Genomic DNA, 26,997 nt, shown 5'->3' on the forward strand with positions numbered 1-26,997 from the left:
ACGGGCCAGAAAGAGATGATATAATGTGAATGATCAACCGGTCAGGAGGGTGAATCTTGCGGAGCGTGTATCAGAAATATTTGCAGAATAATATGTTCAACCGTTTTATTCTGATCGTGTCCTGTATTTTCGTCGCCACGATCATCGTGTTCTCGTCGCTGACGCTGATGCTGATCTCCCAGTCCGCCGTACAGCGGCAGATGGACATCCAGCGCAAAACGATGCAGAGCGTCAGCGAATTCGTAGAGAACAAATATCAGTCCGTGCAGGATATGATGCGGGATGTGTACCGCGACGGGAGCCTGGCGACCAATACGACCTATCTGCTGGAAAATCCGTACAACCAATATGTCCAGCACCGGCTGGACCGTTATTTCAGCGAGGATCAGCCGACCGCGAACGTGGTTCAGTATTTTCAAAATAAAATCGACGACGACAGCGATATCCGCAGCCTGATGCTGTACAGCGCCAACCAGCAGGTCATGTATTATTACAAGGACCGCACCCAGTTTGAGATTGTGTCCACCAACGCCGCCCGGTCGTTCGTACCGGATACGATGGTGCTGGATGAGGACAGCTACGTCTCCGTTCCGAATATCTGGGTTCTCAAAACCATTGGCATGGCACGCGAGCCTATGTTCAGCATCCGGGTCCCGGTCAGCAATAAATCGCTGCTGCGCAACATCGGCCAGGTACTGGTCTACTTCGATTCCGAATCGATCTGGAAAAGCCTCGACAGCTACCGCAAGGATTTCAAAGGGACCATTCTCGTGTTGTCTGCGCAAAATGACGTTATCTTTGATTCCTCGGGCAAAGGCTACGGTACCAAATATACGGCGCTGCAGGATGTGCACGCCGACGAAGGCACGACGCTGAACGGGATGGTAGTGAGCAGTATGTCGCAAACGCAGGGCGGGTATTCGGTGGTCAGCCTGATCTCCAAAGCGGAGCTGGGACAAACGTACAGCAGCTCACGGAATACGATCGTGACGGTTGCCGCCGTGTGCATTTTGTTTGCGGTCCTGCTGCCCGCCATGTTTATCTCCAGCTTCGCCAAACGGACGCACCGGATTATCCGGTTTACCCGCAAGGTGAAAAATGGCGACTTCGATGCACGCATCTCCGACAACCGGGATGACGAGCTGGGCCAAATCGCCAAAAGCTTCAACGACATGCTCGATGAGCTGAACCGGTATATCGACCAGGTCTACAAGGCCGAAATCAAACAAAAGCATACGGAATTCGCCACGCTGGAAGCCCGGGTGAATCCGCATTTTCTCTATAACACGCTGGAAGTGATCCGCATGCGGGCAATCTCGACCGGCGCCAAGGATGTCGGCGAAATGATATACAGCTTGTCGGTCCTTTTCAAATCCTATGTCCGCCAAAAAGAGCGGTATACGTTCAAGGACGAGCTGGAAGCCTGCCGGATGTACCTCGAGTTGTTCCGCATCCGCTACTCCGACCGCCTTGCCTATACGATCGATTGCGAACCGCAATTGCAAACGCTGCCAGTGCTGAAGATGTCGCTGCAGCCGGTTATAGAAAACTATATTTTGCATGGCATGCGTACAGGGAATAACGATAATGTAATCTCCATCCGTGTCTTCCGCGAGGAGCATCATATCCGCGCCGTTCTGGCCGACAACGGGAAAGGGATTCCCGCAGGGAAGCTTGCCGAACTGCAGGCCAATCTGGAGAAGGAAGCCGGCTCCAGCGGCTCGGAGTCGTTCGGACTGCGCAGCATTCACGAACGCTTGCGGCTGATGTACGGCAAGCCGTACGGCCTTGAGCTGAGCAGCGAAGAAGGCGCGGGAACGGTGGTCACCATAACATTTCCGATGACAGACGAGGGGGAAGCGCACAATGTATAACGTATTTCTGGTTGATGACGAGCCGTTCATTCTGTCCGGCCTGCACGATATTCTGGATTGGGATCGGCTGGGGCTCGGCATCGTCGGGCAAGCCGAGAACGGGCAAGAAGCGTTGGCGAAATTGAGGGAAGTGCCGGCGGATATTCTGATTACCGACATTTCGATGCCGGTCATGTCCGGCCTGGAGCTGATCCGTGAGGTCCGGCGCTTCAAACCGGATGTGAAAGTAATCGTGTTAAGCGGGTACGACGAGTTCACCTACGTCAAGGAAGGACTGTCGCTCGGCATCGAAAACTATCTGCTCAAGCCGATCAACCTGGCGGAGTTCGAAAGCACGCTGGAGACGGTGGTCGAGAAAATCCATACCTCGCGCGCGAAGTCGGAATGGTCGCGTTATACCGCCGAGGTGCTCAAGGAGAATGTGCTGCTGCGCTGGATGCGCAACCAGATCGATACGGACGAGCTGATGCAGCGGCTGAAGCTGCTGGGCCTGCCTGAAGTACAGCCTTGGATTCAGGTCGCGGTGATTTCTCATGAGAACGGAGTAGAGTGGCTGCGGACGGCGGTCGAATGGCAATCCGGCAACGCATGGGGAGGCTATTGGTTTCGCGATGCGGACAACGAATTGGTGCTGATCGCAAGCTTTGCGGATAAAGAGCGCGGCGCGGCGGAGCTGGCGGCGATGCTGGAGGAGCTGGGGAGCAAAGCCCCTGAAGACATGCACCTGCGCGTCGCGCTCGGCAGCGTATGCGAAGCCGGACATGAGCCGCATCGCAGCTACCGGCAGGCAAAGTATGCACTGGAGTTTTTCGCCGTTGACCCCGGCAAGCAGCTAATTCGTTACGAAGAGCTGAAGGACCGGACAAAAGCGCTCAAAGAGAGCTTGCCGGGCGACTGGAGCGAGTGCTCAAAGCTGATTATGTCGAAGAACGGGCCGGGGCTGGCCGATTGCGTCGATCTTTATTTTTCCCCGGAACGAACGGCTGGCCTGACGCCTGAATCACTGCCCGAGCTCGCACTCGAATGGATTCTCTTTTTCCGCATGTTGCTTAAGGAGATCCGCAGCGATGAAGGCGCCGATACGATCGGCACGGGGCTGACGGCGATCCGGCTGGCCGGTTCGCTTCCGGAACTTGCGGCAGCTGTCAAACAGACGGGAACCTCGCTCATCGAACTGCTGGAACGCGAAGTCAAAAGCCCGGTCGTCAACCAGGTGCTGAAATATATCCAGACGAACTACGGCGAGGATTTGTCGCTGAAGCAGCTCGGCCATGCGTTTAATGTGCATCCGGTGTATCTGGGGCAGATTTTTCATAAGGCGGTGGGCGAATCGTTCGCCGAATATTTGAACCGTTTCCGGATCGAGAAAGCGAAGGAGCAGCTGCGTACGACCAACAACAAGGTCCATGAGATTGCCAAAAGCGTCGGTTACTGGGAGATGGGCTATTTTTACAAACAATTCCGCAAGTATGTGAGCATTTCTCCGACAGAGTTCAAAGCGTTGCTGTAAATTGTTTTGAAAAGAGGGGGATTTTCTGAATATCTGCCATATACCTAACTATCCATGGTAGAAAACTTCGGGTATATAGGGTTATCTCCCTCATGTTTCTTTATTTTATACCCTGGATCATATAGTTTATCTTCTATTTGTAACGGCTTTCATCCGTTAAATTTGATATATAGCCCACGGGGCAACGGAACCGGAGCAGAAGCAGCCGGGCCGGCACCAAGAGGGTGAATCATAAGGGAGGTTGTTTACTAGATGAGCAAGAAAAAGAAACACTTTTCTTTACTGCTGACATCGGTGATAGCGCTTACGATGGCGCTTAGTGGATGCGGCGGCAACAACAACAATAATGCGGCAGCGACCAACGCGCCAAGCACGAACACGGGAACCAACGCGGGCAATGCAACGGCGGAACCGGCCAAATCGGAAAAACCGGTCGAGCTGATCTGGTACACCATCGGCGCTCCGCAGAAGGACCTTGACAAGGTTCTGGAGGAAGTCAATAAATATACGATGGAGAAAATCAACGTCAAGCTCGATATGAAAATGATCGACTTCGGCGACTACACGCAAAAGATGCAGGTCATGGTGGCCTCCGGCGAGCCGATGGATATCCTGTTCACCTGCTCCTGGGCGTTCGACTACGTGCAAAATGCCCGTAAAGGCGCATTCATGCAGCTGGACGATCTGCTCGACAAATACGGCCAAGGCATCAAGCAAGCCATCGATCCGGCCTTCCTCGAAGGCTCCAAGGTGGATGGACACAACTACGCGATCCCGGCCAACAAAGAGCTTCCTGCCCAGGAAGTCTACCGCTTCAACAAAGCGCTGCTGGATAAATACAAGCTCGACATCAGCGGCGTGAAATCGCTGGAAAGCCTGGAGCCGCTGCTCAAGACGATTAAGGAAAACGAACCGGATATTACCCCTTACGCGATGGTCAAGGACTACATGCCGGTAATGCCGTTCGACTACATCATCGAGAAAATGCCGATGGCCGTCTACATGGACACCAAGGATTACAAAGTCGTCGATATTCTCGAAACCCAAGAACTGAAGGATGCGCTCAAGACCGTGCGCAAATTCTATCAAGCCGGATACATTTCGCCTGAAGTAGCCACAACGACTTCCGTAGACGATTTGTACAAATCGGGCAAATGGTTTACGGACCGCGCCGCTACCCAGCCGCTGGCCGACAACCTCTGGTCCGCAAGCTACGGTTATCCGGTCGTCTCCACGCCGGCCAGCGAACCGTACATCTATAACTGGTCTGTCATGGGCTCGATGCAAGCCATTTCCGCCAACTCCGAACATCCGGAAAAAGCGATGGAATTCCTGAACCTGCTCAACACCGATCCGGTGCTGCGCAACATGATCGACTCGGGGATCGAAGGCGTGCATTACGAAAAAATCTCCGACAACATGATCAAGAATCTGCCGGAATCGAAAAACTACGACATGCCGACCTTCTCGCTCGGCAACATCATGATTAACTACCTGAACGAAGGCGATCCTGAGAACAAATGGGAAGAGTTCAAGAAATTCAATGACGCCGGCATTAACGCGCCGTTGCTCGGCTTCAACTTCGATGCAACCAAGGTCGCCAATGAAATTGCCGCTGTTCAGAACGTCAAAGAAGAGTTCTGGGCGCCGCTGATGACCGGTTCGGTTGATCCCGACAAGTACTTGCCGAAGGCCATCGAGAAATTCAAAGCGGCCGGCCTGGACAAAATCATCGCCGAAGCGCAGTCCCAACTGGATGCCTGGAAAGCTGCAAATAACAAGTAGCATGTTCTTAAGACCGGGCGGGTGTTGACTTGGCCCGGTCTTTTTATATCCGCATGGATGCCTACAATCTTTGCGAAGCGGGAGGGTGCATGAATGATAGGAAAGATCGCAAAGGATATTTTCAAGAATAAAGTGTTTCTGCTGATGGTGTTGCCCGGTACGCTCTGGTTTATTTTTTTCTCCTACCTGCCGATGGCCGGCACGATCATTGCCTTTAAGGCGTACCGGTTCAGCCGCGACGGGTTCTGGGCCAGCATCGTAAACAGCAAGTGGGTCGGCTGGGACAACTTCAAGTTTTTGTTCACCACCAATGATGCGTACCTGATCACGCGCAACACGCTGCTCTACAATCTGGCGTTTATCGTGCTCGGCCTGATTCTATCCGTGGCGATGGCCATCGTGCTGTCGCAAATCGCAAACAAGCGGACGGCGAAGTTTTATCAGACCGGGATGTTCCTGCCTTACTTCCTGTCCTGGGTTGTTGTCGGCTACTTTGCCTTCAGCTTCCTGAGCTCGGAACGCGGTTTGCTGAACGGGCTGTTCGGCACGGAAATCTCCTGGTACTCGGAATCGAAATATTGGCCGTTCATTCTGATTTTCGTGTACCTGTGGAAGGCCGTGGGCTATAACAGCGTTGTGTACCTGGCTGCCATCATGGGCATTGACAAGTCGCTGTACGAAGCGGCGATGATCGACGGAGCAAGCGTGTTCCAGCAAATCCGCCGGATTACGATTCCGCTCCTGAGCCCGATTATCACGATCATGACACTGCTGGCGATCGGCAAAATCTTTTACGCCGACTTCGGGCTGTTCTATCAGGTGCCGCGCGATTCCGGCACGCTGTTCAGCGTGACCAACGTTATCGATACCTACGTATTCCGCGGTCTGAAAACCACCGGAGAAATCGGCATGAGCACGGCTGCAGGCCTGTACCAATCCGCCGTCGGCTTCGTGCTGGTCATTACCTCCAATTACATCGTCCGCCGGTTCGATAAGGACAGCGCACTATTCTAGGATTAGCGAAGGAAGCGAGGGAACCCCATGTCTGAAAAAGTGGTCAAAGCGCGCGACTTCCATCGTCTGCCGACGGGATGGAACATCGTGTTCAACTGTATTGCCGGCATATTCGCCTTTTTATGTATTTTTCCGTTCCTGTTTGTCGTGCTTATCTCGTTTACGGACGAAGGGGTGCTGGCGCGGGACGGCTACCGGCTGTTCCCGGCTAAATGGAGTCTCGGGGCTTACCGATATGTATTCGAATCCGGAGATACGCTGCTGCGCTCGTACGGCGTTACGATCTTCGTGACCGTTATCGGCACGATTGTCAGCCTGCTGTTCATTGCCTTTTACGCGTATGCCATTTCCCGGAAAAGCTTTAAGTACCGCAATTTCTTTTCGTTTTTTGCCTTCTTCACCATGCTCTTCAACGGCGGCCTGGTGCCGACGTATATCGTTGTGACCCAAATGCTGGGGCTGAAGGATTCGATCTGGGCGCTGATTCTGCCGCTGGCCGTCAATGCCTTTTACATTATGATTCTGCGGACCTTCTACAGCACCAGCGTCCCCGACGCGATTATCGAATCCGGTAAAATCGACGGCGCCGGCGAGTTCCGCGTCTTCCTGACGCTCGTATTGCCGCTGTCGCTGCCCGGCCTGGCGACAATCGCCCTGTTCAGCACGCTCGGCTACTGGAACGACTGGTTTAATGCGCTGCTTTATATCGACAAACCCGATCTGGTGCCGCTGCAATCGATGCTGATGCGGATCGAGACCAGCATGCAGTTCATTCTGCAAAACTCGCAGAACAGCTCGCTCAGCCTGGAAGCGATGCAGTCGATGCCGCAGGACACGTCGCGGATGGCGATGGTGGTACTGGCGACGGGACCGATTATTTTTGCCTATCCGTTCTTTCAGCGTTACTTCATTCAGGGCCTGACCGTAGGCGCAGTCAAGGAATAACACCATCCATTAAAGAGAGAAGGAGGATGTGGAGGACTTATGAAGTACAGAGACCATACATTGTCCGTGCAGGAGCGCACTGCGCATCTGCTGGGATTAATGACGCTGGAAGAGAAGGTCGGCCAGCTTGTGCAGGGCTTTGGCTGGCAGGCCTATGAATATAAAGAGGGAGCGTTGACGCTCAGCGAGACATTCAAGGAGCAGGTCCGCGAGGGCGGAATCGGCTCGCTGTACGGAACGCTGCGCGCCGATCCGTGGACCGGCGTGACGCTGGCGACCGGGCTCAGCCCGCGCGAGGGCGCAGTAGCCGTGAACAAGATTCAAGCGTATGTGCTTGAACATTCGCGGCTCGGCATTCCGCTGCTGATCGGCGAGGAATGCTCGCACGGCCATATGGCCATCGGCGCCACCGTGTTCCCCGTGCCGCTGCTCCTTGGCAGCACGTGGAATACGGAGCTGTACCGGGAAATGTGCCGGGCGGTCGCACTGGAGACGCGGGCGCAAGGCGGCGCGGTGACCTATTCGCCGGTGCTCGATGTCGTGCGCGATCCCCGCTGGGGCCGGACCGAGGAATGCTTCGGCGAAGACCCGTACCTGGTCGGCGAGTTCGCCGTCGCATCCGTCGAAGGGCTGCAAGGTGAAGCGCTGGATGCCGAAACGGCGGTTGGCGCGACCTTAAAGCACTTCGTCGCGTACGGCAGTTCGGAAGGCGGACGCAACGCCGGGCCGGTCTCGATGGGCCGGCGCGAGCTGCTGGAGACGGACCTATATCCGTTCCGCAAGGCGGTGGAAGCCGGCGCGGCTTCGATCATGCCGGCGTACAACGAGATCGACGGCATTCCGTGCACCGTCAACCGAGAGCTGCTGCATGACATGCTGCGCGGCGAATGGGGCTTTGACGGGTTGGTCATTACCGACTGCGGCGCGATCGATATGCTTGCCGCAGGGCATGACACCGCGGACGGCGGTGAGGAAGCCGCCGTCCAGGCGGTGACGGCCGGCATCGACATGGAGATGTCGGGCGTGATGTTCGGCCGCCATCTCGCGGCGGCCGTGCGCGGCGGCCGATTGGATGAGGCCGTCATCGACAAGGCGGCAGCGCGCGTGCTGGCGCTGAAGTTCCGGCTCGGGCTGTTCGAACGCCCGTACGCCGATTCGGATGCGGCGGAACGCGTCATCGGCAGCTCGGAGCATGCCGAACTGGCGCGGACCGTCGCCGCCGAGGGCATCGTGCTGCTGAAGAACAGCGGCGTGCTGCCGCTGGACAAAAACGCGGGCACGATCGCCGTGATCGGACCGAACGCCGATGCCGGGTACAACCAGCTCGGCGATTATACGTCGCCGCAGCCGCCGGCCAAAGTGGCGACCGTGCTGCGGGGCATCTGCGGCAAGCTGGCCGCTGAGCCGGAACGCGTGAAGTACGCGCCGGGCTGCCGAATCAAAGACGATTCCGAGGAAGGGTTCGAATACGCGCTGGAAACCGCGGCGCAGGCGGACACGGTCGTGCTCGTTCTCGGCGGTTCCAGCGCCCGCGACTTCGGAGAAGACAGCATTGATCTGCGGACAGGCGCGTCCAAGGTAACGGACAGCCGGCTCAGCGACATGGACTGCGGCGAAGGCATCGACCGCTGGTCGCTGCACTTGTCCGGCGTTCAGCTTCAACTCATGAAGGCGATCCAAGCGCTAGGCAAGCCGGTCATCGTCGTGTATATCAACGGGCGTCCGGTTGCCGAGCCGTGGATCGTCGAGCAGGCCGACGCGATTCTGGAAGCCTGGTATCCGGGGCAGGAAGGCGGCCATGCCATTGCCGACATCCTGTTCGGTGACGTCAATCCGTCGGGACGGCTGACTCTTTCCGTGCCGAAGGACGTTGGTCAGCTGCCGGTGCACTACCGCGGCAAACGCTCGCGCGGCAAGCGGTACCTGGAGAGCGATTCGCAGCCGCAATATCCGTTCGGCTTCGGTCTTAGTTATACCGAGTTTGCCTACAGCGGGCTTCAGGTGGAGCCGGCAACCCTTCCTGTGGGCGGCACGGCCGAGGTTTCAGTCGAAGTCGAAAATATCGGCTCCCGCAGCGGCGCGGAAGTGGTACAGCTTTATGTAACCGATCAGGTAAGCCAGGTTACGCGGCCGGCCAAGGAGCTGAAGGGTTTTGCCAAAATCCGGCTGGAGCCGGGCGAGAAGCGGCGGGTACGCTTCACCGTCGGCCCGGAGCAGCTGCAATATATCGGGTTGGATTACCGTTACGTTGTGGAGCCCGGACAGTTCAAACTCGGCATCGGCAGGCATGTGAACGATACGCTGGATATTCAACTTACCGTGACGGAGGAATAAACATGGAACGGATCAACCGCTTTATCCGCGAGCTGGCGGATCGGCAGTGGCAGGAATCCATTGAACTTAAAGACTGGCAGGTCACTTTGTCTCGGTACCGTCTTCCCGGCGATTATACGGCTCCCGAGCCGTTTGCAGGCAGCGAGAGCTTTGCTTTATTTCCGAGCGTTCAGGGCAATACGTATTTCTTCCGCACCGCTGCGGCGATTCCGCAGCATTGGCAGGGCACGGAGATTGGCCTTCGTTTCCTGTCCGGCGGCGAGGGACTGCTGCGGGTGAACGGGGCTTCCTGCCAGGGGCTGGACCGCAATCATACCTTCGTCAGCCTGAATCCTGAAGAAGTAGGCTGGGAGCCGCAGCTGGAAATCGAGCTGTACGATGCGATTCCGGAGCCCGATGACCCGCTGAACAAGCAGGCGGTGATCCAACCCCCGGTCCGCGCCGTTTCAGCCCTGCTCGTGCAAGTGAATCCGCAGGTCCAGTCCTTGATGCATACCGTGATCGTCATCCGTGACGCGGCCCGGCTGCTGCCGGACTCGGATTTCCGCCGTACCCGGCTGACCGAAGCGCTGCTTCAGGCGATGGACGCCTGGGACGGGCTAGGCGATGCGGCGTTAGCGGACGGTGAAAAGCTTGCCGGCATCGAAGAGGCATTGCGCGGACGCGTGTCGGCCATCGGCAGCAACGGCGAAGGCCGGATCCATATGATCGGCCAGTCGCATATCGACATCGCCTGGCTGTGGCCGGCGCGTGAGACGGTGCGCAAGACCAGCCGCACGTTCTCGACGGTAAATGCTTTAATGGAGGAATTTCCTCATTTCCGTTATGCCCAGAGCCAGCCGCAACTGTTTGCTTACCTCAAGGACAACGATCCTGAGCTGTACGGGAAGGTCAAAGCGCGGATACGCGAAGGCCGCTGGGAGCTTGTCGGCGGCATGTGGGTCGAGCCGGATCTGAATATTCCGAGCGGCGAATCCTTGATGCGGCAAATGCTGTACGGACAAAACTTCTATCAGGAGGAGTTCGGCCTCCGCTCCAACATTGAATGGCTGCCCGATACCTTCGGCTATTGCGCTTCGCTGCCGCAGATTCTGAAGCACGGCGGCATCGAGTATTTCATGACAACCAAACTTGGCTGGAACGACACCAATGTGTTCCCTTACGACTTGTTCCATTGGGTCGGGATCGACGGAACTCCAATGTTGTCGTTCATGAACCACGGCGTCAATGAAAATACGCTACCGAAGGATATACACGACCACTGGCAGTCCTACCGCGAGAAAGCGGCGCATCCGGAGCAGATGCTGCTCTACGGGCATGGCGACGGCGGAGGCGGCGTCACCCGCGAGATGCTGGAGCAGATTGAACGCTCCGGGCTGATGGTGGGACAACCGGAGGCGGTTTACAGTACCGCTGCCGAGTTCTTTGAAGGCATCCGCCAAGCGGATCCCAAGCTGCCGGTGTGGCAGGGCGACCTGTACCTGGAGCTGCACCGCGGTACTTATACGACCCATGCGCGCAACAAGCGCAATAACCGTAAGGCGGAAGGGTTGTACCGGGAAGCGGAGCTGTGGCAGGCGCTGGCCCGGCAGCGGAGCATGGAAGGGCTTGATGAGGCATCCGGCCATCTGCATGAGGGCTGGAAGCTGATCCTGCTGAACCAGTTCCACGACATCATTCCCGGTTCGGCGATTACCGAAGTATATGAGACTTCGGAGAAGGAATACGGGAAGATCTTTGCGCTCGGGAATTCGGCATTGGATGCCGGTACGCATGGAGTGACCGCGGGTATTGACACGCGGGGCGAAGGCCAAGCATATGTCGTGCTGAACAGCTTGGGCTGGAAGCGCGATATTCGGGTCGAGCTGGCGTTCCGCCGGACGCCGGGAACAATGCCGGCCGTTTGCGACGAGCAAGGCCATGTACTGGAGACGGAATTGCTGGAACGCGAAAGCGGCTCCGCCTTGCGGGTCCGTGTGCCGGAAGTTCCGGCGCTCGGCTACACTACGGTTTGGGTGAGAGCGGAAATCACGCATGAACACGAAGCCGAGGATTTCGCCGAAGCTGCCAATACGGATGGACTTCTACAAGCGAATAAAGCAGATGATGCAGGTGTGACTCGTGAAGCTTACGAGGCGCACGAAGACCATGCAGTGGGCGAAGAGAGTTATGCAGGATTCGCCAAATGCCAAACCCTGCCGCAGCCGCTCGGAGACGCCTGGGAAACCGGGTTTTACCGGTTGACGTTCAACGAACGCGGCGAAATCGTCGGCCTGTACGACAAGGAAGCAGAGCGCGAGATCGTCAAGCCGGGCGAAGCGGCGAACCGTTTCCATTTCTTCCATGACCGTCCGACGCTCTGGGATGCCTGGGACATCGACAGCCGTTACGAGCAGCAGCGGGCGGGAGAAGCCGCGCTCATTGACAAGCAAGTCAAGCATACGGGCAGCTTATGCGATATTCTCGCGTTTCGCTGGCAGATCGGCCAGTCAGTCATCGAGCAGCAATTAATTCTATATCATCATGACCGGCGGATCGACTTCAAGACGAAGGTGGACTGGAACGAAGCCCATAAATTGCTCAAAGTCGGCTTCCCGGTTGCCGTCAACGCGAACAAAGCGACTTATGAGATTCCGTTTGGAACGATTGAGCGGGTTACCCACCGCAACACTAGTTGGGAGCAGGCGCAATACGAGGTCTGCGGCCACCGCTTCGCCGATGTCGGCGAATACGGCTACGGCGTCAGCCTCCTGAACGACTGCAAATATGGATACGACGTACAGGGAAGCACGATTCGCTTGTCCCTCTTGCGCGCGCCGAAATGGCCGGATGTCACGGCCGATCTCGGCGAGCATGAATTTACGTATGCGCTGTACCCGCATCTTGGCGATTGGCGCGAAGCGTTGACGCTGCGCGCAGCGGCTGAACTGAACCATGCGGAGGTTGCCGTCGCTTGCCCTGCCGCAGAAGGCGAACGCCCGTCGTCCGGCAGCATGATCGGCTTTGACGGCAAGCATGTCGTGCTCGACACGGTCAAACCGTCCGAGGACGGAACCGCCAGCATCCTGCGGCTGTACGAATCCGCCGGCGGGCGGGAGACGGTGACCCTGCGCTGGCCGCAGCCGTCCGCACGCTTTTACGCATCCAATGCGCTCGAAGAAGAGCTCGAGCTTCTGCCGGCGGAAGACGGCCTGCTGAGACTCTCCTTCACGCCTTATCAGATTCAAACGATCCGGATCGTTGAACCGAAATAGCCCCATCAACTTAGAGGAGTGTTGATTCCTTGGAACAATTCAGACTGCCCCAAATCGAAATGCCGAAGCTGCCGCTGCCGCGTTCCATTGCGGAAATGCTGGACGAGGCGGACCGCAGGCTGGCCCACCGGCCGAAGCTTGCACGGTTGTTCCGCAATTGTTTTCCGAACACGCTGGAGACAACGACCAAGCTGCTGGATGACGGCACCACGTTTGTCATTACCGGCGACATTCCGGCCTGCTGGCTGCGGGACTCCGTCGAGCAGGTGATCCATTACGTTCCGTTTGCCGCGGGCGACGCGGATCTGCAGCGCGTCATCGGCGGGCTGATCAAACGCCATGTCGAATACATCCTGATCGATCCGTACGCCAATGCGTTCAACGAAACCTGCAACGACTGGCACTGGAATACCGGCGACCAGACGGAGATGTCGCCTTGGGTGTGGGAACGCAAATTCGAGATCGACTCGCTGTGCTTCGTCATCCGGCTTGCCCATACGTACTGGAAGGCAACGAACAAAACCGACTTTTTCACCGCCAATTTTAAAAAAGCGCTGCGTACGATAACCGACTTGTTTAAACGCGAGCAGCATCATTTCGAGCAGTCGCCGTACCGTTTCACCCGCAACAACGGAATTATGGAAGATTCCATCCAGAACGGCGGCATCGGCATGCCGGTCAATTACACCGGGATGATCTGGTCGGGCTTCCGCTCCAGCGACGACGCCTGCGATTTTCATTACAATATCCCTGGCAATATGTTCGCCGTCGTGGCGCTGCGCCAAATGCAGGAATTCGCCGAATGGGTGTTCCGCGACCTCGATTTCCTGGCCGAACTGAAGCAATTGGAGCAGCAAGTGGATCACGGGATCAAGCTGTACGGGATTTACCGCCATCCGGAATTCGGCCCGATCTATGCATACGAAACCGACGGTTACGGCAATTACTGCCTGATGGACGATGCGGGCACGCCGGGCCTCATGTCCATTCCGTACCTCGGTTACGTATCGGCCGATGATCCGATCTATCAGAATACGCGGCGGTTTGCGCTTAGCCAAGAGAACCCGTTTTATTTCGAAGGCCAAGCGGCCCGTGGCATCGGCAGCCCGCATACCCCGAAGGGCTACATTTGGCATATGGCGCTGTCCATGCAGGGCATTACGGCAACCTCCAAGGAGGAAAAGCTGGCCATGCTGGCGATGCTCGAAGCGACCGACGCCGACACCGGCTACATGCATGAAGGCTTCCATGCCGACGATCCGGCGATTTTTACGCGCAAATGGTTCGCCTGGTCGAACAGCCTGTTCTCGCAGCTGGTGCTGCAGGCGATGAACGAAGAGATCCTCTAAACTACAGAACATGGGAGAGAAGAGACGATGAGCAAAATCATTGGAACCGAGCTGCCCGGCATGCCGTGGCAGGACAAACCCGCAGGACTGAACGCCCCGGTATGGCGGTATTCCGCCAACCCGATCATTCAGCGCCATGCCATCCCGAACGCCAACAGCGTATTTAATTCGGCGGTGATTCCGTTCAAGGACGGCTACGCCGGGGTGTTCCGCTGCGATTCGCGGTCGGTGAGCATGGATATTTTCGCCGGCTTCAGCGACAATGGCATCGACTGGACCATTAACCACGAACCGATTACCTTCGAAGGCGACCCGGAAGTCACCAAGCGGGAATACCGCTACGATCCGCGCGTCTGCCAAATCGGCGATAAATACTACATTACCTGGTGCAACGGCTATCACGGCCCGACCATCGGCATCGCGTATACGTACGATTTCGTCACCTTCCATCAGCTGGAAAATGCCTTCCTGCCTTACAACCGCAATGGCGTGCTGTTCCCGCGCCTGATCGACGGCCATTATGCCATGCTGAGCCGCCCGAGCGATACCGGGCATACGCCGTTCGGCGACATCTTTTACAGCGTCAGTCCCGACCTGACTTTCTGGGGCAAACACCGTTATGTGATGGGGACGGTAAACGGAGACGCTTCAGCCTGGCAGTCGAAAAAAATCGGTCCCGGACCGGTGCCGATCGAAACCGACGAAGGCTGGCTGCTGATCTACCACGGCGTCATTAATACCTGCAACGGGTTCGTGTACCGGATCGGCGTTGCGCTGCTCGACCTGGATCAGCCTTGGAAAGTGATCGGCCGTTCGCGCAATTACATTCTCGGGCCGGAAGAGCTGTACGAATGCGTCGGCGACGTGCCGAACGTCACCTTCCCTTGCGCCGCACTGACCGATGCCGCCACCGGGCGGATCGCCATCTATTACGGCTGTGCCGACACCGTCACCGGCGTTGCCTTCACCACGGTGGATGAGCTGCTGGGCTACATGCGGGAATATCCGCTTGAAGAAGAGGTTTAACGCTTATGGCACATCGGCAAACCGCGCATATTATTTCGCATACCCACTGGGACCGGGAATGGTATTTGCCTTACGAGCTTCATCACATCCGGCTGGTGCGGCTGATTGACAGCCTGCTCGACAAGCTGGACGCAGAGCCGGAATTCCGCAGCTTTTTCTTCGACGGCCAGACGATCATCATCGAGGATTATCTTCAGGTCCGGCCGGAGCAGCGGGAGCGCCTGGTGCGCCATATCCGTGAGGGGCGGATCTTTATCGGGCCATGGTACATTTTGCAGGACGCCTTCCTGACCAGCTCCGAAGCGAATGTACGCAATCTGCAGATCGGGCATAAGGACGCCGCCGTTTACGGCGAAGTGTCGCGCATCGGGTATTTCCCCGATACATTCGGCCTAACAGGGCAGATTCCGCAGCTCATGCAGCAGGCGGGAATCGGCAATGCTTTCTTCGGCCGCGGCGTCAAGCCGACGGGCTTCAATAATACCGTCTCCGACGACGGCTATGAGTCTTCGTATTCCGAGCTGATCTGGGAGGGGCCGGATGGCTCGAAGGTGCTTGGCATCCTGTTCGCCAACTGGTATTCCAACGGCAACGAGATTCCGGCGGACAAGAAAGCGGCCGAGGCGTTCTGGGAACGCAAGCTGGCCGACGCGCGCAAATTCGCGGCGACGGATCATCTGCTGTTCATGAACGGCTGCGACCATCAGCCGCTGCAGCTCGATTTGCCGGAAGCGATCCGGCTGGCGAACGGGCTGTATCCGGACGTCGATTTTATCCATTCCAACTTCGCGGATTACGTGCAGGCGGTGGAGGCTGCGGCGCGGGAGCGCGGGCTGTCCACGGTCAAAGGCGAGCTGCGCAGCCAGCGGACCGACGGCTGGGGCACGCTGGTCAACACCGCTTCCTCGCGGATTTATCTGAAGCAGATGAATCAGGCCGGCCAGGCGCTGTTGGAGAAGGTCGCCGAACCGCTGGCGGCCATGGCGAAGCTGAGCGGCGGCGATTATCCGCATCATCTGTTTACCTATGCCTGGAAAACGCTGCTGCAAAACCATCCGCATGACTCCATCTGCGGCTGCAGCGTGGATGAGGTGCACCGGGAGATGGTCACCCGGTTCGACAAGAGCCGCCACGTCGCCGAAGGCATCGTGGCGGACAGCCTGGCGGCGGTGGCCGGAGCGGCCGACACCGCCGGATTTGCCGACCACGGCGCGGACGCGCTGCCGCTGGTCGTGGTCAACACCAGCGGCTGGAGCCGCACAGGTACGGTCCGCGTCGAGCTCGACGCGGACCGGCTGTACCTGCGCGAAGGGCTGCCGCTGGAGGAGACCGCCCGGCGGATGCGGAACGTCTCCTTAGCCGGGCGGGTGCTGGTGGACGCGCAGGGGCAGGAGCTGCCTTGCGCGGTGGAGGACCTGGGCTTGTCGTTTGGCTACGACTTGCCGGAGGACCGCTTCCGCCAGGCGTATATGTGCCGCAAGGTCAGATTGACCTTTGCGGCGGAGGCTGTGCCGGCGCTGGGGTTGCGGACCTATGCCTGGGTCCGCAAAGAACGCGCTGCCGCTGCGCCCGGCAGCGCCTCACAGGACGTCCCGCTGGTTCAAGGCGGGCGCGTCCTGGAGAACGGCAATCTGCGGGTCGAGATTGCCGCCGACGGCTCCTTCACGCTGGTTCATAAATCCAGCGGCCGCGTGTACCGTGATCTCGGCGTGTACGAGAACACGGGCGACATCGGCAACGAGTATATGTATCGTCAGCCGGACGGAACGAGCCCGCTCACGACTCGCGGGCTCACGGCCTCGATTACCGTGCTTGAGGACACGCCGTTCCGCGCTTCCGTGGAGATCCGTCACGCCTGGGAGATCCCGGCGTCGGCGGACGATCTGCTGGAAGAAGAGCAGCGGGCGCTGGTCTATTACCCTGAGCGCAAAGCCGGACGCTCCGCCGAGACGGTCAAGCTGGAGCTGCGGACCGTGCTGCGGCTGGAACATGGCGGCAAAGGGCTGGTCATCGAAAGCACGATCATCAATACCGCCAAGGACCACCGTGTACGGATGTTGTTCCCGACCGACCTGGACGCGGCGGTACATCACGCGGATTCGATGTTCGAACTGGCCGAGCGGAACAACGAGCCGGCGGCGGAGTGGCTGAACCCGAGCAATACGCAGCATCAGCAGAACTTCGTCGACGTGTCGGCGCTTGACGCCGGGCTGTGCGTTGCGGGCAAAGGCTTGCATGAATACGAGGTGCAACGCGACGGCCGCAATACGATCGCGGTGACCCTGCTGCGCTGCACGGGCGAACTGGGCGATTGGGGCTGGTTCCCTACGCCGGAAGCGCAATGCCTGGGCGAGCAGCGCGCAGAAATGCTGCTTCTCCCGCATGACGGCGGCATCGTGGAGTCGGAAGCCTGGAGAGAAGCGTACCAGTTCCAGATTCCATGGGCCGCAGCGCAAACCGGAATCCATGCCGGGCCGCTGACCGACGGCCATGCTTTGCTGCGCTGGAATGGCGACGCGCTTGCCTTCTCTTCATTAAAAATGAACGAAGAACGCGGCGACCTGATGCTGCGCTGCTTCAATCTGAAAGCCGAAGCCAGTGCGCTTGCGGTTGATACCGCGGGCGGTGCGGCGTATTATTTGTCCGATGTGCTGGAACGGGAGGCTGCCGGCGCGAAGCTGGGAGCGGGAGAAACCTTCCGAGTGCCCGTGCGCGGGCACGAAATCGTGACCATCGGCATCCAACCAGCGCTCGGTTAAGCCGTTAAGTTCATTGAATGAACAACGAGAGCAGCTATCTTCCAACGATGGAAGAATGGCTGCTCTCGTTTTCGTACCCGGAACCGCTAAAAGGTTGCTTCCGCCAGCCCTGGGAAGGTATGCTTTAATCATAGGTAAGGAAAGGTGCATGAAGCGCAAGTTGAAGGAGATTACGGATGATAAACCTATTGATAGTGGATGATCATTTTGTGGTGCGCGAAGGGCTAAAAATGATTTTGGAGACAAGCGACCGCTATAACGTTGTCGGCGAAGCGGCGAACGGGGAAGAAGCGCTCGACATGATCGGCAGGTTGAAGCCGGATGTGGTGCTGATGGATCTCAATATGCCGGTGCTCAGCGGACTTGAAGCGATGAAGGGGATCAAGCACAGGGGCTGGGACGTGCCGGTCATTATTTTGACGACCTATAACGAGGATGACCTGATGATCAGCGGGCTGGCGCTTGGGGCGAAAGGATACTTGCTCAAGGATACGGACCGGGAGAATCTATTCAGGAATATCGAATCTGCGGTGCGCGGGGAGACGCTGCTCTCGGCGGATGTAATGCAGCGGGTGATTGCGGCGAGGGAGATGCCGAAGCAGGAACAACCGGTTCCCACCGATGCAGACTTGCTTACGGATAAGGAGCGCACGATCCTGCTGCATGTGGCCCGGGGGTTCAAAAGCAAGGAAATTGCCTGCGATATGGGGATCGCCGAACGGACGGTGAAAGCCCATTTGACCAGCATATACAACAAGCTTGGCGTGGATTCGAGACCGCAGGCCGTCGCTGCGGCTCTGGAGAAGGGCCTCATTAAAATGTAGAAGGACAAGATCCGGCATCCGCCGGATTTTTTATTTGTGTCTCTTGCATGCCTTATCCGTTATTGGCGGCATGTCACTTTTGTTTTTGCTGCCGCGGCGTGCTATCTTTTTAGTTAGCTATATTCAGAGATTTACATTTTTGCCGGTAAAGACGGGGCCAGACTATGAAATGTTTGCACTACCGCGTGCTTTCTATAAAAAGTATAATTAAGTGTGGTTTGAAAATAATCTAGCGAGATAAAGGCGGACACATATGACTATCAAACAACAGATCAGCATCGCAACGATCGCTTTTATTATTCTGCTTGGCGGGATGATTACGCTCGCGGGTATCTATCTGCAGGGGGGAGCGCTGACCCTGTTTATCGGGATCGGTACCGCGGGCATTTTTGCCGGAATCACCCTCATGAACAGCCTGTACCGGAAGGTCGACCGGGGATTCAATGTCATTACGAAAATCTCTTCAGATATTGCCGGGGGCTCGTTGGATGCCTCGGGCCTTGTGACCGGCAGCGATGAATTCGGCCAGCTGGCGCAATCCTTTTACGGGCTCGGCGTCGATCTGCACAATAAAACGGAAGAAGAGCGCGGTCTGCGTTTGAAAGCCGAGGAGCAAGTCTGGATCAATACGCAGGTATCGGAGATGGCGCTGATGCTTCAAGGCTCCGTGCATTTGCAGACGGCGGCCCGCATTTTTGTCGGCAGGCTGGCCTCCGCAGTCGGCGGCATCTACGGGGCGATGTATCTGAAGCAGGGCGACCGATTGCAGTTTACCGCCGGATACGCCTTTGACGAAGCTTCCATCCGCCAAGAGCCGATTGCTTTGGGCAGCGGATTGGTGGGACAATGCGCACTGGACCGGGAGACGGTGATCCTGGACGATCTGCCCGACAACTATGTACGGGTGCATTCCGGTCTTGGCGAGACCGCGCCCTCCACGCTTATCGTGCTGCCGCTGCTCTATGAGGGCGAAGTGGTCGCTGTCGTCGAGCTTGCGGCGATGAACGGGATCGGGGATAAAGAACTGCAGCTGATCGAACGCACCGGACATAACATGGGCGTGCTTTTGAATACGCTGGCCGATGTGGCCCGCATCGAAGAATTGTTGAACGAGACGCAGTTGCAGAAGGAAGAGCTGGAGGCGCAGACGGAAGAGCTGCAGGCACAGACGGAAGAATTGGAAGCGCAAAAAGAAGAGCTGCTGGCGCAGACGGATGAACTGGCCGATTCCAACCGCAATCTGCAGGAGCAAATGGAGCTGACTGCCCGGCAAAAGTCGGAAATCGAAGAGCAGGCCGATGAGCTTTTGGCGCAAACCCGGGAATTGCAGGAACAGAAGGAGCAATTGGAAGCCCAGGCGGAAGAGCTTCAGGCCCAGACGGAAGAGCTGTCCGCGCAAACGCAGGAGCTGGCTGCCCAGACGGAAGAGCTGGCGGTGTCCAACCGCAATTTGCAGGAACAAATGGAACTGACGGCAAGACAGAAAGACGAGATTAAGGAGCAGGCCGATCAGCTCTTGGGGCAAACGATGGAGCTTCGGGAACAGAAGGAAGAGCTGGAAGCCCAAGCGGAAGAGCTTCAGGCCCAGACCGAAGAGCTGTCGGCGCAAACGCAGGAGCTGGCTGCCCAGACGGAAGAGCTGGCGGTGTCCAACCGCAATTTGCAGGAACAAATGGAGCTGACGGCACAGCAGAAGGCTGAAATCGAAGCGCAGGCGGAAGAAATCTTTATGGCCGCCCAGTATAAATCGGAATTCCTTGCCAATGTCTCCCATGAGCTGCGGACGCCGCTGAACAGCCTGCTGATCCTGTCGCAGATTCTGGCCGAGAACAAGGAAGGCAATTTGGACAACAAGCAGCTGGAATATGTGCATACGATCTTCTCCGCGGGCAAAGACCTGCTTCAATTGATCGATGAAATCCTCGATTTGGCCAAGCTGGAGGTCGGAAAAATGACGGCAGTCATCGAGCCGGTCTCGATGCACGACATCAGCAGCCATATCTACCGCCGCTTTGACCAGCAGGCGAAGAAAAAACATCTGCGCTTTGACGTTCACTGCGACAGCCGGGTACCGGAGCATCTGATGACCGACGGGCACCGTCTCCAGCAGATTCTCAACAACCTGCTGTCCAACGCGGTGAAGTTCACGCCGGAGCATGGCTCGGTCTCGCTCTCGATCCGCACTAGCGGCAATGAGATCGTATTTGCGGTTAGCGATACGGGGATCGGCATCGCCGCTTCCAAGCTGGACAGCATTTTTGAAGCGTTCCAGCAGGCCGACGGTACGACCAGCCGGAAATACGGCGGTACGGGCCTGGGCCTCACGATTTGCCGCGAGCTGGCCGAAATGCTCGGCGGAAGGATCGAAGTCGATTCCGAAGAAGGCAAAGGAAGCACCTTCTTCCTCTACCTGCCTGAAGCGCTGCCGGATGAGCATGCGATCACCCAGGCTGCCGCCACATTGGCCGCTGCCGCAAGCCCGAGTATGGACACGGCGGAATCGGCCGTGCACGAACATCCTTCCTTCCGCGAATCCTTTGTTCCGGATATTTCGATCTCCAATCCGAAGCTGCTGCAGTATTCGGAGATGGACGATGATCGCCATAATATCTTAAGCGGCGATACGCTGCTCCTGATCATTGAGGAGGACGCAGAATTTGCGGCGATTCTGCTTAAGCTGGCGCGCAGCAGAGGATTCAAGGCCATCGTGTCCTTCCAGGGTGACCAAGGCCTGGCCCTCGCCCATGCCTATAAGCCGGATGCGATTCTGCTTGACCTGCATCTGCCGGTGCTCGACGGATGGGCGATCATCAGCCGGCTGAAGAGCCGGCCGGAGCTGCGCCACATTCCGGTCCATGTCATCTCCACAACCGAAGTGAACCAGCAGAGCCTGGCGATGGGGGCGCTCTCGTTCTGGAAGAAGCCGAGCGACCAGGCCGAACTGGAAGCCGCCTTCCTTCAGATCGAGACCTATATCCGCCGGCCCGTCAAAAGCATGCTTATCGTCGAAGACAACCAGACGCTGCGGAAAAGTCTCGTGGAGTTTATCGCCCATCCGGACGTGCGGATCGTCGCCGTCGGCACCGGGCGGGAGGCACTGGAGAAGCTGGTCTCGCATCATTTTGACTGTATGGTGCTTGACCTTGGCCTCTCGGATATCAGCGGCTTCGCGCTGCTGGAGCAGATCAAGACGAACCGCAAACTGCAGACGCTGCCGGTCATCATTTACACTGGCAAGGATCTCAGCAAAGGCGACGAACAGCGCCTGAAGCATTACGCCGAAAGCATCGTCATCAAAAATGTACGCTCCATGGAGCGGCTGTACGATGAGACGGCCCTCTACCTTCACCGTAAACATGCCGATCTTCCGCCGGATAAGCAGCAGCTGATCGAGAAGCTGCATAATCCGGAGGCGGCATTTGCCGGAAAGCACATTCTGCTGGTGGACGACGATATGCGCAATATTTTTGCGTTGTCGAGCGTGCTGGAAGGGTATAATATGGAGATCAGCTTTGCCCAGAACGGCCTGGAGGCGCTGGCTCATCTGGAGCAGCATCCCGAAACCCAGCTCGTCTTTATGGACATCATGATGCCGGAAATGGACGGTTACGAGACAATGAAACGGATTCGGGCGAATCCGTCGTATGACCGGATTGTCATTATTGCCCTGACGGCAAGGGCCCTGGAAGAAGACCGGATCAAATGCCTGCAGGCCGGAGCGTCGGACTATATTTCCAAACCGATCAATACGACGCAGCTGGTCACCGTGCTAAAGGCGTGGTTAATCCAATAGCTTCTGAACTTCAGTCACAGCCCAATTTATACTAATCACTTCCAGGAGGAACTATGGATTATCAGGTGAATATTTTGCTTGTCGACGACCGTCCCGACGAATACACATCCATACAGGCATTGCTGGCGGACAAGCCGTACCAGCTGGTCCACGCCACCTCGGGGATGGATGCGCTGAAATTCCTGCTGGAGCAGGAATTCGCGCTCATCATTATGGACGTCTTGATGCCCGACATGGATGGCTTCGAAACGGCCAAGCGTATCAAAATGCGCAAAAAATCGCGGGATATCCCGATTATCTTTCTGACTTCGCTGACCTCGGAGCTGGAGACTTACATGATGGCTTATACGGCGGGGGCTATCGATTTTCTGACGAAGCCGTTTCATCCGCTCGTGCTCAAGAGCAAAATCGACGGTTTTGTCCGTATGTATATGACCCGTAAAGATCTGCAGCTCAAGACACAGGAGCTGGAAGCCGCCAACGTTGTGCTTAAAGAGCTGAAAGAGACAGCCGAAGTGGCCCTGAGAATCAAGAGCGGATTCCTGGCGATGATGAGCCATGAGATTCGCACGCCGTTGAACGGAATCATTGCCATGTCAGATATGCTGCGGACCTCGGAGCTGGGCACGGATGACCAGGAGATGGCGGAAATCATTCATACAAGCGGTCATGCGCTGTTATCGGTCATTAACCATATCCTCGATTTCACCAAAATTGAGTCCGGTAAAATGGAGCTCGATTACCATCTCTTCAACCTGCATTCCTGCCTGAAAGAGACGATCGACTTATTCCGGGCGCTGGCGATGGAACGCAATCTGCAGTTGGAATTGAATGTGGATCCGGCGATCCCCACATTTCTGATCGGGGATTCCAACCGGCTGCGGCAGGTGCTGAACAATTTGATCGGCAATGCGATCAAGTTCACCTCCCGGGGCAGCGTAAAGGTTCATGCCCGGCTCAGACAAGCGATCGACGGCGTGCTGCAGCTGGAATTTATCGTGGAGGATACGGGCATCGGCATCGAGGCCGATAAAATGAAGTATCTATTCCAGCCGTTTACCCAGATCGGCGCGACGATCAGCCGCAAGTATGGCGGCACGGGGCTGGGCCTATCGATCTGCAAAATGCTGGTCGAACTGATGGGCGGCACCATCTATGCCCGGCCGAATGTCGAGCAGGGCGCAGCATTTGTCTTTACGATCCAGGTGACGGAAGGCCAGCCGGACTGATAACATAATCGGGTTCAAACCAACCGCAGGTCTCCGATATCGGAGCCTGCGGTTTTTTGTTGCTCCGGTTCCGGTCAACTTTGTTTAAAACGATTTATGTCCTCGCCATTCCTTTCCAATTAATAGTATATTAGGACTCATAGGAAATAAACTGGCATCCAAAGGAGATGAAATCATGACCGCTAATATCACTGCCCCTACCGAACAGGTCCGTATCGTCGGATACGATCCGTCTTATGCCGCCGCGCTTGCCGATATGTGGAACCGGAGCAACGAAAGCTGGGGCGGCGGCTCTTACCAGCGTACCGAGGAGAGCGTCCGCCGCGACATGGCAGCTTCCTCCGATATGCATGTGTTTCTCGCCGTTGCCGGCGACGAGGTTGTCGGCTACTGCAGCTTTGCGCATTACCGGAACGATGAAGGTGCACTTTATGTACCGCTTTTGAATGTTCGGCCCGATTACCACGGCCATAAAGTCGGCCGCAACCTCATTCTGAGCGCGGTCCGCAAGACCATCGAAGCCGGATGGCCGCGACTCGATTTGTTTACCTGGGCGGGGAATACGAAAGCCGTCCCGATGTACAAGAAATGCGGATTTTTCTGGGAGAAAAATGATGACTACGTTCATCTCATGAATTTCATCCCGACCGTATTGCAGACCGAAGCGCTGGCCCCGTATTTTGCAGCGCTGGACTGGTACGCCGACAGCACCCGCGAAATCGTCATTCAACCGGACGGCGATACCGAGCGCGGGTTTGATTTTCTAAATTACTCCTGGCAAAAGGGCGATATCGCCCTGCGCGCCGAATTCGAGAAATCCGGCCGCGGGTTGACGGCACTGGAGACACCGGATTACGAAATTTCCACGGAGATTGCGAATCATGGCCTGGTTTTCGGCTCTTCCTATCCCGTACGGTATCACGTGAAGAACCGTTCGGCCTCCGAGTTGACGCTTGAGGTTGCCGGACAGGACGACAAAAATATCCGGTTTGACCTGCAAGCTTCCCTTACGTTGGCCCCTGGCGAAGCAGCCATCCTTGAGGGCGAATTCAGCATCGATCCGATCCGGGAGGAGCAAAGCAATAAGAAGACTCACCCGGTTGTGTTCAGCAAGTGGCTGATCGGCGGCAAGAAGGCGGAATTCCGCATCGGCGTAGCTCCGAAATTTCCGGTAAAGCTGAAGACGGCTCTCCCTTCCCGGGCGCTGCATCCGGGACTTCCGGCTGAGATGGCTCTCAATGTGGAGAACAATTTCGACGTTGCGGCGACATTTTCGTTCGAACTGCCGGAAGAAGACTTTCTGGAATGGAGCGGCCGAAGCGTTCGGTTTACGGTACCCGCCAAGGGCAGAACCGTCGTTCCGGTTCCATTTACTCTTCGTGCATACGGCTTGTATTCCCGCGACATTGAAGTGACGGCTTATCCCGAAGGCCAGGAGGCTTTTACATTCAAAAGCCATCTAGCTGTTCTGATGAAAGGCTTAACCGGCCGGTACGGCGGGGACGCGGGGGAACAATGGGTTGCCGTAAACGGAGCGTATTCTTTGCACTACAATAAAAACGACAATGCGATGTGGCTGGAATATCCCGGTTCCATCCATTCGTTCTGGTGGGCGTTTCCGAAGCTGGGCAAACCGTTCTCGGAAGAATTGTCGAAGAAGAAACCGAAGGATATGAAGATTTACAGCGATCAGGAGTGCCAGGTGCTTGAAGCGACCCATGACCTCGACGAATTCCCGGGCGTGGAGCTGAAGAGCCTAGTCCGTTTGTCCGCGAACGGCGTGGCCGAGTTCAACAACGAAATCCGTAATACAGGAACAACGAAGCTAGATGAACTCTTTCTAATGGTGAACTTCGGCTTCTACGGCAGCCGCCTGATTATGCCTTACCAGGGACGGTTTATCGACATGGGCGATAAATACGCGAGCGATCCGGGACATTGGGACAGCTCTAAGCTTACCGAGAACTGGCTGTACTGCCTGGAGTCGACCGGCAACTGCGGCGTAAGCTGGGACCCGGCGCTGAAACTTCAGCGGCCGGAATATACGCTTGGACTGGAGCAGTCACTGGGCGTGTTGGCCCCGGGGGAATCCGTGTCTACCAAGGGGATTGTTTTTGCCTTGAATACCTTCCGCACATGGTCGGATTTCCGGGCCTTTGCCCGGAAACAGCAGGTAGATGTGATCCCGGTACTGGATCCGCATCTGGACTTGTCGCTCGGCGATGGCAATCTCTTTGCCGCGGATGGAGTCCAGGCGGTACTGAGCGAGCGGAAAATGATGCCGTTGTCCGGTAAGCTGGAGTTGTACGTGCAAGCTGCCGGCAGCGGGGAACAAAAAGCCGGAGAACTGACAGTACTGGCGGAGCAGGAAGCGCAAGCAGCCTCCTTGCCGGTCTATGCGGATGGCGGCGAAGGCGCCCGCAGGCTGCGGATGGTTTATCTCGGCGAGGAACGCATCCAGGAACGGACGGCACTGTGGTTCCCGCAGAATGGGACGCCGGTCACTTTCGAGACTGCGGAGGGTCCAGCCGGAACCGAGTATAGAGCCGGTAACGGAGTGTTATCCATTGCGGCCGCTCCGGGATTCGGTGACAGTGTCCATTCCCTGAAATATAAAGGACAGGAATGGCTCGACACCTCGTATCCGAAAGCAGGTCCGCGTTCATGGTGGAACCCGTGGCACGGGGGACTTGGCATCGGGGTCCATGGCATGTCGCCGTACAGCCGGCATAAGGAGCTGAAAACAGCATCATGGACAGAACAAACGGATGTTTACGGCAATGTCTGGAAGGGGATTCGGCTCAGCATGTCCATTGAGCAGCATGAAGCGAACCGCGGAATTACCGTTCACCAGCATTACCTGATGCTGCCGGGTGTTCCGGTGCTATGCCGGTTGAATTCCATCACCAATGAAGCCGGAGCGGTATGGCCGTATTTCGTTTTCTCGGAAGTGGGCTACTTCCAGCCTTCGCCGGTGTTCTCCGAGGGCTGGATGGAAGCGCCGAACCAAGGTCGTTTTCCTGCAGGGAAAGTGGAAGCGGATTTCGACACGAAGGGGTTGTTCCGTCTTGGCGCAAACGGCCGCAAGGACCTGCTCCAGATCGTGAACCATTATCCGAACCAGAAAGCGACGGCTTATTTGAATAATAAAGTGTATAATTACGGCATAGACCATCCGCTCACCTTGCGCAGCGGCGAAACCGTCTGGACGCAGCCGACGTTTATGGTCATGGGGGACATCCCGCTGGAGCTGGAAGATATTCACGGCCTGTTAAAGGTAAGCTTCGTCCAAAATTAACGG

14 protein-coding genes are annotated in these 26,997 nt (G+C 56.9%); all 14 read left to right on the top strand.

Translation table 11 applies throughout. From position 1 onward, the window contains the following. Nucleotides 1-65 precede the first annotated feature (65 nt). The 14 genes from BMW84_RS02760 to BMW84_RS02825 all read left to right on the top strand — a co-directional run bounded on the left by BMW84_RS02760 (nt 66) and on the right by BMW84_RS02825 (nt 26,994). Complete coding sequence (locus BMW84_RS02760; protein ID WP_368086711.1) at nt 66-1,874, top strand: cache domain-containing sensor histidine kinase; 1,809 nt, start codon at nt 66-68, stop codon at nt 1,872-1,874. Then, the gene (locus tag BMW84_RS02765) at nt 1,867-3,384 is read left to right on the top strand and encodes a response regulator transcription factor (protein ID WP_091064210.1); all 1,518 of its coding nucleotides are present in this window, start codon (nt 1,867-1,869) and stop codon (nt 3,382-3,384) included. Before BMW84_RS02760 ends, BMW84_RS02765 begins: the two co-directional genes overlap by 8 nt. Before the next feature lie 252 nt (nt 3,385-3,636). Next, on the top strand, nt 3,637-5,169 hold the full coding sequence (locus tag BMW84_RS02770; protein WP_091064212.1) for an ABC transporter substrate-binding protein: 1,533 nt from the start codon (nt 3,637-3,639) through the stop codon (nt 5,167-5,169). A gap of 93 nt (nt 5,170-5,262) precedes the next feature. Further along, a complete protein-coding gene (locus BMW84_RS02775; protein ID WP_091064214.1) occupies nt 5,263-6,183 on the top strand; it encodes an ABC transporter permease in 921 nt (306 codons plus the stop codon). A 27-nt stretch (nt 6,184-6,210) separates the two neighbouring features. Next, nucleotides 6,211-7,128: a carbohydrate ABC transporter permease gene (locus BMW84_RS02780; RefSeq protein WP_091064215.1), complete on the top strand. Its 918-nt coding sequence runs from the start codon at nt 6,211-6,213 to the stop codon at nt 7,126-7,128. Nucleotides 7,129-7,167: 39 nt separating this feature from the next. Further along, nucleotides 7,168-9,462, top strand: coding sequence for a glycoside hydrolase family 3 N-terminal domain-containing protein (locus tag BMW84_RS02785; RefSeq protein WP_091064217.1), 2,295 nt, complete (start codon nt 7,168-7,170; stop codon nt 9,460-9,462). A gap of 2 nt (nt 9,463-9,464) precedes the next feature. Then, nucleotides 9,465-12,716 carry an alpha-mannosidase gene (locus BMW84_RS02790; RefSeq protein ID WP_091064218.1) on the top strand — a complete coding sequence of 1,084 codons (3,252 nt, stop codon included), beginning with the start codon at nt 9,465-9,467 and terminating at the stop codon, nt 12,714-12,716. A 29-nt stretch (nt 12,717-12,745) separates the two neighbouring features. Then, complete coding sequence (locus BMW84_RS02795; protein ID WP_091064220.1) at nt 12,746-14,065, top strand: glycoside hydrolase family 125 protein; 1,320 nt, start codon at nt 12,746-12,748, stop codon at nt 14,063-14,065. Between the two features lie 27 nt (nt 14,066-14,092). Then, complete coding sequence (locus BMW84_RS02800) at nt 14,093-15,091, top strand: glycoside hydrolase family 130 protein (protein WP_091064222.1); 999 nt, start codon at nt 14,093-14,095, stop codon at nt 15,089-15,091. Between the two features lie 5 nt (nt 15,092-15,096). Next, a complete protein-coding gene (locus tag BMW84_RS02805; RefSeq protein WP_091064225.1) occupies nt 15,097-17,850 on the top strand; it encodes an alpha-mannosidase in 2,754 nt (917 codons plus the stop codon). Nucleotides 17,851-18,026: 176 nt separating this feature from the next. Beyond that, the gene (locus tag BMW84_RS02810) at nt 18,027-18,674 is read left to right on the top strand and encodes a response regulator (protein WP_091064226.1); all 648 of its coding nucleotides are present in this window, start codon (nt 18,027-18,029) and stop codon (nt 18,672-18,674) included. A gap of 253 nt (nt 18,675-18,927) precedes the next feature. Further along, nucleotides 18,928-22,467 (top strand): response regulator, encoded by a 3,540-nt coding sequence (locus BMW84_RS02815; protein WP_091064233.1) that lies wholly within the window; start codon nt 18,928-18,930, stop codon nt 22,465-22,467. A gap of 53 nt (nt 22,468-22,520) precedes the next feature. Continuing rightward, nucleotides 22,521-23,696 carry an ATP-binding response regulator gene (locus BMW84_RS02820; RefSeq protein WP_091064236.1) on the top strand — a complete coding sequence of 392 codons (1,176 nt, stop codon included), beginning with the start codon at nt 22,521-22,523 and terminating at the stop codon, nt 23,694-23,696. Between the two features lie 175 nt (nt 23,697-23,871). Further along, nucleotides 23,872-26,994, top strand: coding sequence for a GNAT family N-acetyltransferase (locus BMW84_RS02825; RefSeq protein WP_254772844.1), 3,123 nt, complete (start codon nt 23,872-23,874; stop codon nt 26,992-26,994). The last annotated feature ends 3 nt before the right edge of the window (nt 26,995-26,997 follow it).

The sequence above is a fragment of the Paenibacillus sp. NFR01 genome (assembly GCF_900111565.1).
GTDB lineage: Bacteria > Bacillota > Bacilli > Paenibacillales > Paenibacillaceae > Paenibacillus_AQ.